Source organism: Georgenia wangjunii, from assembly GCF_036421975.1.
Taxonomy (GTDB): domain Bacteria; phylum Actinomycetota; class Actinomycetes; order Actinomycetales; family Actinomycetaceae; genus Georgenia_A; species Georgenia_A wangjunii.
This window is the reverse complement of record NZ_JAZGON010000010.1, coordinates 79,410-96,249: the sequence shown is the minus strand read 5'-3', so window position 1 is coordinate 96,249 and position 16,840 is coordinate 79,410. Positions and strand designations below refer to the sequence as shown.

Here is a 16,840-nt window from a genome sequence, read left to right as displayed (position 1 = left end):
CGACGACGCCGCCTCCGCCCGCTCTCGGGCGGGGGCGGCGTCGCTGCGCGGAACTGGCCGAGCCAGCGGGCCCTCTCCCGTGGTGTCGCGGCACTCCTGCATGATCACGAGAGAGGGGGAGGGGGAGGGGGAGGGGGGCCGGTGTCCTGGCTCCCGACTCCGGGCGCCGGCGCCCGGTGGCCGGCGGCCGACTTCGGTCCCGTCTCCCGGAGACATGACGCGCGTCGCGCTCTAGAGTTAGCGCTAACAGTCACGCGCTCGGTCGTGGACGACGCAAGCGAGCGACTGGTGCACGGCCCTCTTTGGCAACGTACAGCGGCACATCCGGTCGGCCCGGGTGGGAGTCGCACAAGCGGGGAGGAGGAGACGATCAACGCAACGACCCAACCCGGTTACTGACCCACCACGTCGGCAGGTCCCGAGGACGCAGTCGCTTGGAGATCCGCACCGACCACCCGCGACAAACGACGTCGCCGGTGATCGAGGAGGGATCGGTGGCCATGAGCGAAGGCGAACTCACCCGCCTGGTCGTCCCGCCGGAGGGCGACAGGCCCTCGAGTGAGCGAAAGCAGAGCAAAGGAGCATGCGATGTCAGAACTCCCACACCCTCCCTCGTTGACGAGCCGGAGACCCAGAAGTAGAGCCTCGTCTCGCCTCCTCGCCGTCGGGATAGCAGGTGCTTTGTCCGTCGGGATGCTGGCAACCTCGCCGGCGGCCGTGGCCCAGCTTCCGGTCGAGGTCACGGCCCTGGCCACCGACGACGAGAACGCGCAGATCGACTGCAGCTCGGCGATCCAGTCCGACCTCACCGACGTGCGCGGCGACCTCATGCTGCCGACCGTCGGCAGCGAGTGGGGCTCGACCATCGCCTGGGCGTCGAGCGCGCCGGAGGTCATCTCGACGTCGGGCTGGGTGACTCGTCCGGCGAACGGTGAGGCCGCGGCGAACGTGACGCTGACGGCGACGGCGACCCTCAACGACGCCGTCGCGACCTGCACCTACGACGTCACGGTGACGCCGATGCCCGAGGAGAAGGTCTACGAGCGCTACCTGTTCGCGTCGTTCCACGGCGGGGACGACGGCGGCCGGAACGGCGAGCAGATCTGGATCAGCGCGTCCAAGGGCAACGACCCGTTCAACTGGTACGAGGTGAACTACGAGGACGGAACGTCCGTCTCCGACCCGATCCTCCAGACCGTGACCCCGCCCCGCGGGACGACCGGTCTGCGTGACCCCTCCCTCATCCGGTCCGCCGACGGCGACCGCTTCTACCTCCTGGCCACGGACCTCAAGACCTACCAGGACGGACAGTCCTGGTCGTACCGGCAGTCGCGCGGGTCCCGCAACCTCGTCATCTACGAGTCGGACGACCTCATCAACTGGTCCGAGCCGCGCTTCGTCGAGGTCGAGGACGAGCACGCGGGCAACGTGTGGGCGCCCGAGGCGTTCTACGACCCCAACCTCGGCCAGTACATCGTGTTCTGGTCCTCGAACCTCTACCCGGACACCGACATCGCCAACCGCAACACCTCGCAGATCTCCTACAACCGCGTCCGGATCGCGATGACGCGGGACTTCGTGACCTTCACCGAGCCGACCAGCTGGATCAACCTCGACCGGTCCACCGGCCGGCAGGGCTGGGGCATGATCGACTCGACGATGATCGCCACGGACGACAAGATCTACCGCCTGACGAAGGACGAGAACGGCTTCCGGGTCCTGCTCCAGTCCATCGACTCGTGGGAGGACCTGTACGACACGTGGGGCGCGGAGGAGACCACCCCGCACGTCGTGAACCGGAACCCGATCAACCCGCTGACGGAGAACCCGAACGCGTGGACGATGGTCGGCGACCCGAACGGGTCGAGCAAGTGGCAGATCCCCGGCCTGAGCGGCGGGAACCTCGAGGGCCCGCTCGTGTTCAAGGACAACGTCGAGGACATGTACTACGTCTTCATCGACTACGCCTCGGGCGGCGGGTACGTGGCCTGGCGCTCGCCCTCCATGGACCTGCCGCCGGACGAGTGGGAGTACCTGGGCCAGTCCTGGTGCAACACCACGGGCCTGTCCAGCAACTGCACGGCGGAGTCGGAGACCTCGCCGTACTGGTCGCTGCCGGTCAGCCCGCGCCACGGGTCGGTGCTTCCCGTCACGCTCGAGGAGTGGGAGGCCGTCATGAGCCACTACAACTCCCCGGTCCACGTGGAGACCTCGCTCGTCACGGAGGACGGCTCCGCCGTCGCCGAGGACGAGTGGGTCAACGAGGCGCCCGAGCTCGAGGTGACCTGGACGGACTTCAACGGCACCGACCACGCGCCCGCGTGGCTGCGCCTGGTCGAGGGCCACAACGACGGACCTCGCGTCGTCTCGCCCGACATCATCACGTCCGGGATCACCCAGGGTATGACGCTGCCGGTCAACGCGGTCGAGGGGACGAACTGGGCCCAGGTCGAGTACCGGGACGCCTCCCTCGGCGGAGACGACGTCATGCTGTGGACCGTCGACGTGTCCTACAAGCTCGACACGACGGCGCCGACCGTCACCGCCTCGGTCGACGGCGCGGAGCTCGCGATCGCGGCGACCGACCCGGCGCCCGCCAACGGCGCTGAGAACTCGGGCCTGGCGTCCTGCCAGTACCAGGTCGAGGACGGCGCGTGGACGGACTGCGCGCCCACCGTCACCCTCGACGCCGCGGCCAGCGACCGCACGATCACCGCCGTCGCGACCGACAACGCGGGCAACGAGACGACCGTGACGACGGTGGCCGAGGGCACGGGGCTCGACGTCACGACCGACGTCGCCATGCGCTGCGTGGTCGGCAGGACGGTGCTCGCCGTCCGGCTCGGGAACGACAGCGAGGTGCCGGTGAACCTCGAGGTCTCGTCGAGCTACGGTTCGAAGTCCTTCACGAACCTCGCGCCGGGCAGGGGCGTCGCCCAAGCCTTCACGACCCGCGCGGTGAACATCCCGGCGGGTGAGGTCGAGGTGACCGCCCGCGCGATGATCGACGGCGAGGAGTTCACGCAGACCTTCGTCGAGGACTACTCCGCCTCGAGCTGCGGCGGCTAGCTCGAGCGGATCGGCCGGATGCCGGCGGCGAGGACCCCCTCGCCGCCGGCATCTGTCGTTCCACCGAGCCCGCCGCGCGCCTCCGAGTTCCGGCGGCCGACGGGCAGCTCACCACTGACAGCCCAGTCGCTCCAGGCGAGCGTCAGATCGCGCGCGCACTTATCGCGAGCGGTCCACCCAGGTGAGGATCTGGGCGGCCGCTTCGTGAGGGGCGAGCCGGCTGTTGTCGAGGCGCATGTGGCGGTGCTCGCTGAGCAGGAGGGCGCCCGGAAGCGGTAGGCCGAGACTGGCCTCATGCCCCGTGTTCATGACGAAGCGCTCCATGTCGCGGACGTTGGAGTCCGACCACGGCACGTCCCGCTTTGACCGCTTCTCCGCCAGGCGCAGCTCGGTCCGGTTCCGCTGCAGGCGCGTGTCCAGGTCCGCGGCCAGCTCCACGAAGGCCACATCCGCGCGCCTTTCGACATAAGGGCGGATGTGCGTGGCCAACTCGTCAGCGTCCGTCTGCAGGTCAAGTCCCCAGACGTACGTGAGCAGCAGGTCCGTGCCGAACGAGGCGGCTTCCTCGACGACCTGAGCGCGCCAGGTGCTCAGGAGGCGATTGAACGGCGGCGTGCCGTAGTCGAAGACCTCCAGGAGAGGCTCGATCAACGCGTGGTTGTGGAGCAGGCGGAACTCGCTGCGGTTGGCGATCTCCCGTCCGACGGTCATCTTCCCGACGGCGGGAGGACCGAAGATGACAAGGAGCCGCATGAAGCGACTCTGCCACACAGGGGTCAGCGATCTACGCTGCCCGCCCATGCGCGCACCCCGAGGCGCCTCTCCTCACCCGCACGAGACGCAGTCGTTTGCGCCGTCTTCCTCTCGTGAGCACACTGCGCTTCCGCATGATCACGAGAGGAAGACGGACGTTGCCCGGGGTTAGCCGCAGGTGCGGGCGCCGTACGCAGCGGTCACGGTCGTCGTGCCGGGCAGCCCGTCGGCGGTGGACGACACCGTCACCTCTCCGGCCGGTACCGATCCGAGCCGGGTGGTGAAGGCGACCGACGTCGAGCGGTCCGCACCCAGCGTCACCGTCTTGGACCCGTACGGGCTCGTGATGACGGCCTCGACCGGCTGGTCGGACTCGTTCGTCACCCGCGCCGTCTCGACGACGCGGCCGACGACGCAGCGCGTATCCGCCACGACCGAGACCTCGAGCCCGGGCGGGAGCTCCGGGTTCGCGGCGCCCGGTGCGAGCACCTGGAGGCTCCGCAGGCCGGCGTCGCCCGGCGTCCAAGCGGTCGTCACCGCGACGTACCGCGCGGTCCGGTCGACGGCCACGCTGCCCACCTGCTCGCCGGCTGCCACCTCGGCGACATCCTCGAAGGTCAACCCGTCGTCGCTCGTCGACACCGTGAGGCCCGGCGCCGCGGCGCCGTCCCACGTCGCAATGACCGTGCCGATGTCGCGGGCGGCACCGAGGTCGGTCACCATCCGCCCGCCCGGGCCCGGCACCCACGAGGTGCTCGGGTCGCCGTCGACGGCGAGCGACGGTGACGTCATGCCCGCGGGCAGCACCGACGCCGGGAACGTCAGCGTGCTCAGCGCGTAATCCGGAACGGGGTACGGCGCAGCGTCGAGGAAGAGCAGGCGGGCCGTGTCCTCGGCCGCGTCCGCCCCGACGACGACGGCGCGCGTCTCGCCCGTCGCGACGTTGCGGACGTCCACCGCGGCCGCAGCGCCCTCGGGCGCCGTCAGCTCGATGCTCCGCCCGTCCGGCACCGACGCCGCCAGCCCGGCGAGCCCGCCTTCGCCGTCCCCGGCACTCACGACGAACCGCGGCGCGAGGACGACGGCGCTCCCGGCCGGCACCTCGACCTCGAGCTCCGACGAGCTCGCCCCCACGGTCTGCGACCCCGCGTAGAGCGCCACCTCGGCGCCGTCGTGGGGGACGGTGACGGTCGTCGTCATGGCGTCGGGGCTGAGGTTGAACAGGGAGACGTAGCCGTCGAGGTCGCTCACGAGCACGGCCTCGTCGTCGGCTGTCGCCACCGCGCGCCCCGCCGTCGCAGCGGTCACGGCAGCGTCCCCGACCACCATCTCGACGAGCGCGCCGCCGCCGTCGTCGGCGAGGCGGATCGTGTGCCGGGTGTCCCCGGACCGCGCCACCGTGATGGGCGCCTCGGCGCCGCGCACGACGAACCCGCCCGTGTCCTCGACGTTGATCCACCCGCCGGCCGACTCGAGGATCTCGTCGCCGCGCTCGCGGTGCCGCCCGACGGTCTCCCACGTGACGCCGTCGAGCGAGGTCTGGACGAGGTACTCCTGCCCGGCGGCGGACTCCCAGCCGAGCTGGGCGTGCGCGACGTCGCGCGCCTCGCCGAGGTCGACCTGGATCCACGAGTCGCCGCGCGTGCGGTCGGCGCGCGAGACGGCCCACCGGGTGGAGGCGTTGCCGTCGGTGACGAACCCGGGGGAGCGGCCCTCGTCGTTGCTCGACGCCGTCGCCGGGCGCCCGGCGGCGAGGTTCGCCCCGCCGCCCGGCCCGAAGACCCGGAAGTGGTAGAGCGAGTACCCGTAGTCCGGGTTGCCGCGCACGCCCTGCATGCGGACGTAGCGGGCCGTCACCGGCCCCGCCTCGCCGTCCGCCCGCGCGAGGCCGACGTCGTCCAGCCGCGCCACGTTGGCGTCCTCCGGCGCGTTGCCGTAGCGCTCGACCGTCGTCCACGTCTCGCCGTCGAGCGAGGTCTGCACGAGGTACTCCTGGCCCGCGGCGGACTCCCACGCGAGGCGGACGGCGCCCACCTGCGTCGCGGCGCCGAGGTCCACCTGCACCCAGGAGTCGCCGCGCGTGCGCTCCGCGGGGGCGACGGCCCAGCGCGTCGTCGGGTTCCCGTCGGTCACCCGGCCCGCCTGGCGCCCGTTCCCCGTGTCCTCGCTCGAGGCCGCCGCCGGCTTCCCCGCCGCGAGGTCCGCCGCGGCGTCGGGTGCGAAGACGTGGAAGGCGTACATCGAGTACCCGTACGTCGGGTTGCCGCGCACGCCCTGCATGCGCACGTACCGGGCGCTGACGGCGTCGAAGGAGAGCTCGTCCACGCGGGCGGCGTTGGCGTCGGCCGGGTCGGTCGGCCGCTCGACCGGGAGGGAGGCCGTGACCTCGCCCTCCGCCGTCGTGTACGTGCGGGAGCCGTCGAGCCCGTTGTACCCGCTCATGTCGAGGTTGCGGACGTGGACCGTCCCGTCCCCGCTGCCCGCGCCGGAGGACGCGTAGATCGCCGACCCGGTCGGCAGCGTCACCTGCCCCGCGTAGCCGTCGCCGATCCGGAAGAGCGAGGACGTGCCCTCGAACCCGTCCCGCGGCCCGGTGTAGGTCCGCACGGACCGCTCGTCCACGCGCGCCCCGGTGGTCGGGTAGAGGAACGGCGAGCTGCCGGAGATGTGGAAGAGCCACGAGTCGTGCGCCGGCACCCACGGGAACTTGACGAAGCCCTGCCGGCTCACGGCCCCGGCCCACGCCGCCTCGGACTGCTGCATGACGATCCCCGGCTCCGCGCCGAAGTCGCGCACGCCGGCGAGCGCCGCGAAGAGCTCGTCCTCGGGCGTGGGGACGACGGGCCCGGCCCCGGACTCCGCGGCGTGGACGTGCAGCAGGTAGGAGATGGCGATCTCCGCGCGCGCCTCGGGCTCGTACTTCGGCTCCCCGGAGAACTTCGTCAGCCGGTACACCGGCGGGTACATCTGGTAGTCGGTGAGCGCGGCGGCGAGGGAGGCCTCGGCGCGGGCGGCGTGCGGGTTGCGCAGCACCTGCCCCTGGAACGCGAGAGGCAGGACGTCGCGGCCGTAGAGGAACTCGCGGTCGTTGACGAGCGGCATGAGCGGCTCGCCCTGGGCGGACATGACCATCTCGATCGTGCGCCACAGCTCGGCCGAGTTCGGCTGGGTCAGGAGGATCTCGGGGATCTCCTGGTCGGCGAGGAGGAAGTGGATGGCGTTGCGGGCGCCGGAGCGCCAGATGTCCGACTGGTAGTGCGGCCCGAAGGAGCCGTGGTTCTCCACGAGGTAGGTGTCCCAGATGTTCTGGGTCGTGTTGCTCGAGATGGGCTTTCCGGCGACGACGGCGGGGTTGTTGCGGTCCGCCGTCGGCTGCCCGGCGGCGTTGCGGCCCCAGTCGGCGAGCTGGGCGGCCCAGCGGCCGGCGTCGGGGTCCTCCGGCGCCCACGCGAGGCCGGGTGCGAGGGCCTGGGTGTAGACGCCCGCCTCCTCCAGCGCGGTGTCGCCGTCGTGGTTGCCCTGCGGCCAGTGGGCGTTCCACCCGCCGGAGAGCGGGTCGCGACCGAAGTTGAGGTCCGCGGTGTAGCGGGCCTGCTCGGCGGCGATGGTCGTGAGGTTCGCCTGGGTCGTCGCGTCGAGCTCGTCCCACAGGAGCCGGCCGGCGGCGAGGAAGTAGGACTGGAACGTCGACTCCCAGAAGAGCTGGCGCCCCCACGTGCCCTGCGGGTCGACGAGCCGGTTCGACGCCGCGTAGTGCGTGATCGTCGCGAGGGTGTGCTCGCGCAGGGCGTCCTCGCTCGTGCCCGCGAGCTCGGCGTCGTACTCCCCGTGCGTGAGGAGGACGGCGTTGCCGAGGACGACGGCGAAGTTCATGTCCCGCAGCTCGTAGATGCCCGCGGCGGAGTCGTAGACGGACTCGGTCCAGCGCGTGTGGCGCAGGAGCGCCTCGTAGTAGTGGGCAGCCGTCGTGTCCGGGGCGCCGTACGCCGGCGCTTCCTCCTGCGCCTGCTGCGGAGGCGTCGTGTCCGCGGCGGCGGGCAGCCCGGGCAGGAGCAGCGCGGCGGCCGCGGCGAGGCCCGCGAGCCGGCGGCGGGTTAGTCGCCGCTGCCGCGGCGGGCGCGGCTCGGAGGTGCGGGTGGTCGTGGGGATCGCGCTGCGTCGCATGCCGGCACCTCGTCGTCGTGTGAGCCAGGGCGGGCGGGGGAGCGGCGCATCGTCAGCTCCGGCGACGGCGGCACCCCAGGTCCGTCATGGACGTTACCAGGCGCGTATGACAGCGCAGCCATATCGGAAGCGCCTCGCGAAGTCGCCGCGCAACGGCCCCGCGGGGTTTGGAAGCCGTCGACTTGCCAAATGGGTGAAGTTCGGGGCGCCTCGACCATGGGTGGTACCGTCCTCGACTATCGGCTACGAAAGTTTAGACGTTCGTCTAGACGGGTAGGCGGGACATGAGCCAGCACCACGATCCACCGGTGGCTGGGAGGACGACGGGGACGAACGCCGCCGACGCCCTCAAACAACGCGGAAGGTTCAGGGGCGGATGAGCGACGAAGCACTCGGCCGTGCGCGGGCGCGCACGGCGTCGATGGCCCGACGGGCACGGCGCACGAGGACGAGCACCATGAGCGGGGCCGCATCATGACCGCGGGCGGCTTTGCGGCCGCGCCGACGCGGCCGCGGCACCGGACCCGGACGACGACGGCGACCACGGCGGCGGATACGACTGCGACGCCCGAGAAGACGACGGCTCCCGCGCGGGCGAGGGGCACGGAGGCCAGGCTGGGGCCGGCGGCCATCGTGTCCGCGCTGCTCACCGGCGTGCTTGTCGTCGCGGTCCTGGCCGCACTGGCGCTCGCCGTCGCGCCGCGGGTTCTCGGGGGAGCGCCGCTCACGGTGTCCTCGGGCTCGATGGAGCCGCTCTACTCGGCCGGCGATGCCGTTGTCGTCGTCCCGGTCGCGGCGGCGGAGATCCAGGTCGGGGACGTCGTGGCGTTCCAGCCCGTCTCCGACGACCCCACGCTCATCACGCACCGGGTGGTCGCCACGGTGCTCGGCGGTGAGGGCGGCACCCAGTTCGTCACCCGCGGTGACGCCAACGCCGCCGATGACGCCCCGATCGTCGCGGAGCAGGTCATGGGCCGCGCGCTCTACCACGTGCCCGCCGTGGGGCGGCTGGGCACGTGGGTGGGCGACAACGCCGGCGGGTTCGTCGCGGCCACCGCGATGGCCCTCTTTGCCTACGCCGCGGTCCAGCTCGTCCGGCGGTAGACCCGGACGGCGACGCGGAGCCCGACGGCGGTCCTCGCCTTTCGTCGCACCGCACGCGTCGGGCGCACCCCCGGGGAGTGATGAGATGTACGCGTGAGCTCACTCCTTCCCCTCCTTGACGACGACGCGCCGGCGCCCGGCCGCCGCGAGCGCGGTATCGCCCGCAAGCGGCGCAGCCGGCTGCCGGTGTTCGTGGGTTGGGGCGTGGTGGTCGCCATCGTCCTGCTCGGCGTCGCGGTGATCCTCCTCGCGCTCGACGCGCGGACCGCGTACGCCGAGCTACGGGCGGCCATGCCGCAGGTCTCCGAGCTCAAGGCGCAGGTCCTCGCGGGGGACAACGAGGCTGCCGCCGCGACATCCGCCGAGCTCCAGGAGCACACGAACAAGGCGCGCGACGCCCTCCACGGCCCACACTGGGCGCTCGCGGGCATCATCCCCGGCATCGGCCCCAACGTCGACGCCGCGCAGACCGCCGCCGTGGTCGTCGACGACCTCGCGACCGATGTCCTGCCGGACCTCGTCTCCGTCACCGACGCGGTGAGCCCGGCCGCCCTCGCCCCAGTCGACGGCCGGATCGACCTCGTCCCCTTCACGACGGCGGCGCCCACGGTCATCGCGGCCAACGAGGCGGTCTTCGCCGCGACGGAGCGACTCGGCACGATCGAGTGGGACGCCATCCACGAGCGCCTCCGCACCCCGCTCGCCGAGCTCGAGGCCGAGCTCGGCGACGTCGCCGCGCTCACCGAGACCGCCGCCCGTGCCGTCCAGCTCATCCCGCCCATGCTCGGCGCGGACGAGCCCCGGCAGTACCTCCTCATGGTCCAGAACAACGCCGAGCCCCGGAGCACCGGCGGCCTCACCGGGGCCTTCGTGCTCCTCCGCGCCGAGGCCGGCGCGATCTCCCTCGTCGACCAGGGACCCGCGGGCTTCCTCGGCTCCTACACCGAGCCGGTCCTCGAGCTCACCGATGCCGAGGTGGCCCTGTTCGGCGACCAGATCGGCCGGTACCCGGGGAACATCACGGCCACGCCGGACTTCCCCCGCAGCGCCGAGCTTGCGTCCGCAATGTGGCGCACCACCCACGGCTCCGAGCTCGACGGCGTCGTCAGCATCGATCCCGTGGCACTGGGGTCCATGCTCGCCGCCACAGGGCCCGTCACGCTGCCCACCGGTCAAGTGCTCACCGCGGCGAACGCCGCCCAGACGATGCTCAACACCGTCTACCTCGAGATACCGGACCCGGCGATGCAGGACGCCTTCTTCCAGGTCGCCGCCGCAACGATCTTCTCTGAGGTAATGGCCGGCGCCGGCAACCCGGCGGCAGCCGTGGGGGCCTTGACGCTGGCCGCGGACGACGGCCGCCTCATGGTGTGGCCCGCGCGGCCGGAGGAGCAGGCGCTACTCGCCGCGTCGACGCTGACTGGAGAGCTGCGCGGGCGGGACGGCGACGCCCCGGTCATCGGCGTCTACCTCAACGACCTCAGTGCTGCGAAGATGGCCTACTACCAGCGCATGGACGTCGACGTCACAGCGAGGGCGTGCCACGCGGACGGCTCCCAGGACCTCACCGTGACTGTCACGGTCGCATCGGAGGCGCCGGAGAATTCCGCGGATCTTCCGGTCGCACTCGCGGGCAACGGAGAGGTCGTCGCGCCGGGCGACATGCGCTCGCACCTCCTCGTCTACGCGCCCGAGGGGGGCCGCATCACCGCAGTTCGTGCCGCAGACGGAACGCGCCAGCCCGTGCTGCCCCACGTACACGACGAACTCGTCGTCGCGGCGCGCGAAGTGATTCTCTCGCCGGGCGACGTATCTGTGGCCGAGTATGATATCGTTGCCACCGCGGAAACGCCGCTCCCTGCTGCGACTAGAGTCACACCAGGGCCCGGTAGCGGAAAGTTTGCAGTCTCGGCTACCCCCTGCGCCGGTTGACCGGTAGGGTGGGGCCGACAGACCGGGCGGTTCAGACGTACCTCAGGGGGAAATCCATGATTCGACGCGCAATTGGCGCTGCTGTTGCAGCCGCCGTCATCGTTCTCGCACCCACAGCTGCGATCGGCTACACGGGGGCTGACTACGACGCAGTCGTCTCCACGACCAACCCCGCGCCGGGCGAGGCCGTATCGGTCGTCGTGACGGCCCCGTCTGGCACCGACGTCACCCTTACGGTGAGCGCAGACGGTGTCTCCGACGACGCAATCCAGATCGCCGGCACGAAGGCGCTCACGAAGACGGCCGTGAACGGCGAGGCCGTCTTCTCCTTGACCTTGAGCGAAGAGGGCGTCTACACCGCTGTCGCCACGGACGCTGACGGCAACGTCATCGAGACATTCACCCTCGTTGTGGGCGATGGCGTACCTGGTGAGGGCGACGGAGACGGTGACGACGCCGCTGGCGGCGACAGCGACGAGGCGGCCGGTCCGGCACTTCCCGAGACGGGAGCGACTGCGACGCCGCTGCTGATTGGTGGCGCCGTGCTGCTGCTCGTGGGCGCGGGCATCGTGTTTTTCATGCGCCGCCGCAGCCAGAACGTCTGAGCAACGCAGCACTGAAGCGCTGACGAGGGCCCCCGCGGATTTACGCGGGGGCCCTCGTTGTTCGCGAACGGTGCGACTGCAAAAGAGGTGCAGCTGGAATGCGTGTACGGGGTCTGATCATGCTTACGTGGTCGCTAGTATTCCTGAGCGGCTGTGCGGGTGTCATAAATCCCGGTAAGGATCCGGTGTCGACTCTAACGGAAGTGCCGACGGTGGCGTTGACTACTAGCGCCTATGCTGATGAATTGGTGGCATGGACCAACGCGGCACGCGTGAACGAGGGGCTGGATGCCCTCGCGGAATCGTCATGCGCTAAAACCGCAGCACAGGAGCGGGCGCGTGACCTCAGTGGCGGCGAGCTTGAGCACGCGCCTCTAGCCCCGGTCATTGAGGCCTGCGCGCCTCGGACAACTGCCGCGGAAAACTTGGCGAATAGCGCGGCGGCGCCCGCAGAAGTTGTCGACGCTTGGATGGGATCACCAGGGCACAGGGCAAATATCGTCGACCCCGCTCTCGCCGAGATCGGTATCGGATGCGTAAAGCACGGCAGCGAGATTCTGTGCTCCCAGGTGTTCCTCGGACCCTAACGGGCTCATCCCGATTCGGGGTGTAGTCGGGGTCTCTATCTGCCGGCCCCGAGTAGTGATCTGGCGATGTAATTCGTCAGGTCGCCGCTGGGACTGCGTCCCAGCGAGCGGTTCGGCACGGCGTGCAGTGTCCGCCGCGCGGAGTAGACCGACATAGACGACGGCCACACCCCTGGGGTGTGCATGACGGAGGCGAGCCGGCTCAACGAGCTCGAGCAGGAGAACCGCGAGCTGGGCCGGGCCGAATTAGATGGCGGATTCAACCGGTGGTCGCAACGAGTTCTGCGAACTTCTCCGATGGTGTCAGACAGCGGAGCGTCTTGCGGGGCGGCCATTGAGAGAGTCCTGAATCGCTATCAGGTCCGGGCGACTGATGATGCTCAGATCGGTGTTCTTGAGCAGGTACTGGCGTAACAGGCCATTGGTGTTCTCGTTGCTGCCGCGCTGCCACGGCGAGTGCGGGTCGCAGAAGTAGATCGGGACCCCGGTATTCGTCGTGAACTCGGCGTGCTTGGCCATCTCGGCACCCTGGTCTTACGTGATCGTGCGCGCCAGCGGCGCCGGCAGCGCCATGATGGCCCTGCGCATCGCGGTCTCGACATGACGGGCGCTCTTGCCGCCGGGTAGGTGCAGCAGGGTGAGTCGCGTGCTGCGTTGGATGAGGGTTCCGACGGCGCTGCGACTGTTCTCCCCGAGGATGAGATCGCCTTGCCAGTGCCCAGGGACGGCGCGATCCTCGACTTCGGCGGGGCGCTCGCTGATCATGACCATGCCGGGGATCCGGCCGCGGCCGTCGGTCGCCGTCCGGGGTCTGCGGGCCGTGCGTCCCGACCGCAGACACCGCGCGAGCTCACGGCGTAGCTGCCCGCGGCCCTGGAGGAACATTGACTGGTAGATCGTCTCGTGACTGGCGTCGATCTCGGCCCGCCCGACCCAGCCGCGCAGCGTCTCGGGATTGATACCGAGCTGCTCACCCACGCGCCGGCACGCCGCCTTGCCCGACCCCTGGTCCCTGGCGTCCAGCACGAGCCGGACCGCCCGCTCCCGAAGCTCCTCGGGATACTTCCTCGGTGCTGCCATAACTCTCATCCTCCGTGGATTGCGAGCCTTCACGAAACCCGGGACGGTTGACCGTTGCAGCGTCCTCCGGGAGATCCAGGGCGGCTCACATCCGGTAAGCATCGGCCCGCACCTCCCACAGCTGGCTCGAGGCCGCGATCACACGGGCCCGGCCCGGGCCAGAGCCCGCCGGCGCATCGAGTCCGAGGTCGAGCTCGCGCTGGCCCTGGTTCAGCTGCTCTCTGGTGGCCTGCATCAGCACGGCGATCTCGAGTTCATCGTGAGCTGACCCGACATGGGTCAGGCTCCGTCGGACACAACCGCGCGGGTCCACTACTCGCACGGCCGTAGCCCTCCGTCGAGGGGCCTGACTTCACGGATAAATGGCGACACAGCGTGCGGCTACCCGCGCCCCTAGTGTCCCGAATCAGGCACACGCAGCGCGCTGACCAGCGTAAACACACTCAGCGGGGCCTTTTCCGTGGAAGCCGGCCAGGGGAGTCGGCCAGAGACACGCAAATGGGCCTGGCTAGGCACGTATGAGGTCATGCGAGCCTGTGGGCGACATGTGTTGTACAGCTTGAAGGCGGTCCATTCGACGCTCCCGCGTTCAACTCACCTGCCAGCGCGCTCCGACCTTTGATTCCTGCGAGCGTGCCGGTTGCGGTCACCAGTCTCCACCGAACGGTACGAATCATACGAGTAGCCATATCGGTCGCCGTCTTGCCTGGAAACCTTATTGATAACAAGGCCAAGTAGATGAGCATTCACAGTCGCAAGCGACTCGAGGGAATCCCGCAACTGCCCCTTATGGATACGGTCCGCCCCCACCACAACGAGCATTCCGCCAACCCCGCTGCTTAGCACGGCAGCGTCCGTGACAGGAAGTAGGGGCGGGCTGTCCAGTATCACCACGTCGTAACGGTCCGTCAGGTCGCGAAGGAGCGCGTTCATTGCCCGCGACCCGAGAAGTTCGCTCGGGTTCGGCGGAACTTGGCCGGACGTTAGAACGTCTAAGGTGGAACTTCCCCAGGGTTGAAGGACATCGTCCAAACTGGCCTTGCCGATCAGCACCGTTGTGAGGCCCACCCTGCCCTCGAGGCCTGTGTACTCCGCGATACTAGGCCGGCGGAGGTCTGCGTCCACGAGGACTACCTGTGATCCCGCGTCCGAGAGAGAGACCGCTAAATTGACTGCAGTGGTGCTCTTGCCCTCACCGGAAACGGAGGAGGTTACGACAACTGAACTAGGCCTGTCGGCAAGGTCTAGAAACTGCAAGTTCGTGCGGAGCCGCCGGTATGCCTCGGCTCTTTGCCCCTGAGGGTCATCATGCATCACAATCGGGTGCGCGGAAGCGTTCTCGTCGTAGCCGATGGTGCCGATAACCGATACGTCCGTAACCGCCGCAAGGTCCGTCTCGGTGCGAACCTTTGTGTCCAGCCGATCTCGTAGGGATGCGACGGCGATCCCGAGAAGGGTCCCCAGAACGAGACCGACAAGAAGGTTGCGCGGCGTATTCGGTGCACTGGGTGTGGCCGGGGGCAAAGCAGGCGTCATGATCGTCGCGCGCACCGACTCGGCTTCGCCAGAAGCGCCGGGCGTGAGGGTCGCAGCAGCTGTGGAAAGTTCCGCCGCGACGGCGTTCGCAATCCTGGCGGAGAGTTCAGGAGATTCCGAGGCCGCCGATATCTCGAGCACAACGGTCTCGGGAGGCACCGATACGCTCAGCATGGACGCCAGTTGGCGGGACGTCACGCTGAGGTCCAGCGCATCTATTACAGGGTCAAGCACAAGCGGGGACCTCGCGACCTCAGCGTACGAACTCATCTGTCGTTCGGTGAACGTCGATCCTTGGGCGAGCTCTGAGACAGAGCCGCCAGCCTGGGTCGCAAAGAACACACTAGTCGTTGCCGTGTAGTGAGGGGTCATGTTGAGGGAGATCGCCGCGGTTAACGCGAACGTCGCGAGCGCCACGATCAGCGCAGTCGGCCAGCGTTTCGCAAGTACTCGTGCGTAGTCAGTAAGTTCCACGATAGTTCACCTAACGTTAGATCGGGTCTGAAGGTTTATGATCGAGGCGTGTCTGCTTCCCCGTAGCGAGTGGCGATGGCGAGGCAGTTTGTCGCGGAGCCTGCACACCCGTTGAACTATGTGCGATGGCCAAGGCGATTCCGAAGAATGCCCACGCCGGGCGAAAGTTCTCCAGGTTGAGCGTCATTGCCTCGATCCCTAGCCCAGTAATGCCGAGTAGACATAACACTGCAACGGGAGACCCACGGAGGTGCGCGCGATAGAGCAGATGCGCAACCAGAAGGGGGAGCCATAGGAAAACACCTAGGCCCACCATGCCTGCTTCGGCGAGCAGGCTTAGGTATGTATTGTGGGTTACCAGCTCGATGCCAAGGCCGTGCATATCAGACGCTCGCGCTGGAAATTGTCCAGGGCCGATTCCGAGCATCGGGCGTGTCGACCACAACTGCACCGCAGCGGCCCAAAGGCGCGCCCGCACATCGTTCTGCACCTCACCGGAAAAAAGCGACAGTGTGCGTGTTAGCGCATCCGAGGTCCATGACACCGGCAGTGCGAGGAAGAGTACCGCCACGCCCGCCACCGATGCGAGCGCGGCTGTGCGAAGTTGCCGTGCCCTGGCGCCGCCCCCCGCTATAGCAACGGCGAAAAGAACGGCCACAACGAGGCTCGCGAGTGCCGCCCTCGAGCCCGTCAGCATGATCGCCACGATGATAGGTAGGAGGTGCCACGATAGAGGACGCCTTGTCGCCAGGACATTCGCAGCGGCAACCACACCGACGGACACGATCAGGTAGGTCGCATAAGCATTTGGATCTTCGAAGGTTCCAGTCGCTCGATACGCGAAACTCAGGCCTAGGTTCAGTCCTAGCGTGTATGCGCCTACGCCTAGAATGCCGACGAGAGCGGCAGCGGTGGCGGCGCCTCGCCAGAGCAACAAGATGCGATAGTCGCCCGCGCGAAATGCTCGTGTCGCCTCGGTGTAAAACCAGTAAAGGTAAACCGCGACGACGCCCAACTTAAGGCACGCAAAAATTCCAGCCGAGAGATCAGTTGAGTAGTGTAGGAGAGCGGCTGAAACGAGCGACAGCCACAGCGTCACCTGCCACCAAAGTGCGAAACTTAGGACGGGCGAACCACGATTGGTGGCACGTCCAGGCGAGCGCGGTCGCGCGAAAAGTGAAAGCACCGCCAGGGGAACAAGAACATCCGCCAAGCCAAGATTAACGCGAGCGCCGAGGGGTGCGTAAAAAGCTATGGGGAGCATGAGAGTCCCCAACTCTATGATGCTCAACTTCAGCCGCGTCGATACGACGAACGCTATTAAGAAGGCAAACCCTAATGCCACCACGAGCATTGCTAGCGAGCCACGAGACGACGCGACCGGTACGATGGAGAACCCGGCGATTGCAATGAGACACCAACGCGTCAACGGAGCGTCGTTCATGCAGAGGCACCGCCGTTCTCCATCGACACCCCGAGTCGGCGCGGCATGCACATACGACATTGCGGCGCTACTACCGTATCGAACCCTCCTAC

General features: G+C 68.8%; 10 protein-coding genes and 1 pseudogene. 5 read left to right on the top strand and 6 right to left on the bottom strand.

The annotated features are described in order from the left end of the window. Positions 1-717 precede the first annotated feature (717 nt). Complete coding sequence (locus tag V2J63_RS13695; protein ID WP_331230240.1) at positions 718-3,069, top strand: glycoside hydrolase family 43 protein; 2,352 nt, start codon at positions 718-720, stop codon at positions 3,067-3,069. Positions 3,070-3,228: 159 nt separating this feature from the next. Here the strand turns inward: V2J63_RS13695 and V2J63_RS13690 are convergent, their stop codons facing one another. Next, positions 3,229-3,822 carry a DEAD/DEAH box helicase family protein gene (locus tag V2J63_RS13690; protein WP_331230241.1) on the bottom strand — a complete coding sequence of 198 codons (594 nt, stop codon included), beginning with the start codon at positions 3,820-3,822 and terminating at the stop codon, positions 3,229-3,231. Positions 3,823-3,990: 168 nt separating this feature from the next. Further along, on the bottom strand, positions 3,991-7,986 hold the full coding sequence (locus V2J63_RS13685; protein WP_331230242.1) for a discoidin domain-containing protein: 3,996 nt from the start codon (positions 7,984-7,986) through the stop codon (positions 3,991-3,993). Between the two features lie 633 nt (positions 7,987-8,619). Here V2J63_RS13685 and V2J63_RS13680 point away from each other — a divergent pair. From V2J63_RS13680 to V2J63_RS15830, 4 genes are all read left to right on the top strand, one after another. Then, positions 8,620-9,090, top strand: coding sequence for a signal peptidase I (locus V2J63_RS13680; RefSeq protein WP_331230243.1), 471 nt, complete (start codon positions 8,620-8,622; stop codon positions 9,088-9,090). Between the two features lie 93 nt (positions 9,091-9,183). Continuing rightward, positions 9,184-11,022, top strand: a complete 1,839-nt coding sequence (locus V2J63_RS13675; RefSeq protein WP_331230244.1) for a DUF4012 domain-containing protein — start codon at positions 9,184-9,186, stop codon at positions 11,020-11,022. 56 nt (positions 11,023-11,078) lie between these two features. Further along, on the top strand, positions 11,079-11,627 hold the full coding sequence (locus V2J63_RS13670) for an LPXTG cell wall anchor domain-containing protein (RefSeq protein ID WP_331230245.1): 549 nt from the start codon (positions 11,079-11,081) through the stop codon (positions 11,625-11,627). 98 nt (positions 11,628-11,725) lie between these two features. Then, entirely contained in the window at positions 11,726-12,214 is a 489-nt protein-coding gene (locus V2J63_RS15830; protein ID WP_434056337.1) for a CAP domain-containing protein, read from the top strand. A 259-nt stretch (positions 12,215-12,473) separates the two neighbouring features. On the opposite strand, the pseudogene V2J63_RS13665 reads toward V2J63_RS15830, so the two are convergent. From V2J63_RS13665 to V2J63_RS13645, 4 genes and pseudogenes are all read right to left on the bottom strand, one after another. Then, positions 12,474-13,324 (bottom strand): annotated as a pseudogene (locus V2J63_RS13665) (IS30 family transposase); the annotation flags it as partial. Between the two features lie 55 nt (positions 13,325-13,379). Continuing rightward, positions 13,380-13,535: a hypothetical protein gene (locus V2J63_RS13655; protein WP_331230246.1), complete on the bottom strand. Its 156-nt coding sequence runs from the start codon at positions 13,533-13,535 to the stop codon at positions 13,380-13,382. A gap of 353 nt (positions 13,536-13,888) precedes the next feature. After that, the gene (locus V2J63_RS13650) at positions 13,889-15,304 is read right to left on the bottom strand and encodes a tyrosine-protein kinase domain-containing protein (RefSeq protein WP_331230247.1); all 1,416 of its coding nucleotides are present in this window, start codon (positions 15,302-15,304) and stop codon (positions 13,889-13,891) included. 16 nt (positions 15,305-15,320) lie between these two features. Further along, entirely contained in the window at positions 15,321-16,748 is a 1,428-nt protein-coding gene (locus V2J63_RS13645) for an O-antigen ligase family protein (protein ID WP_331230248.1), read from the bottom strand. Between the last annotated feature and the right edge of the window lie 92 nt (positions 16,749-16,840).

Coding starts and splice junctions, on each gene's coding strand:
- V2J63_RS13690 (WP_331230241.1), bottom strand. CDS start 3,822: ATGCGGCTCCTTGTCATCTTCGGTCCTCCCGCCGTCGGGAAGATGACC.
- V2J63_RS13685 (WP_331230242.1), bottom strand. CDS start 7,986: ATGCGACGCAGCGCGATCCCCACGACCACCCGCACCTCCGAGCCGCGC.
- V2J63_RS13670 (WP_331230245.1), top strand. CDS start 11,079: ATGATTCGACGCGCAATTGGCGCTGCTGTTGCAGCCGCCGTCATCGTT.
- V2J63_RS15830 (WP_434056337.1), top strand. CDS start 11,726: ATGCGTGTACGGGGTCTGATCATGCTTACGTGGTCGCTAGTATTCCTG.
- V2J63_RS13645 (WP_331230248.1), bottom strand. CDS start 16,748: ATGAACGACGCTCCGTTGACGCGTTGGTGTCTCATTGCAATCGCCGGG.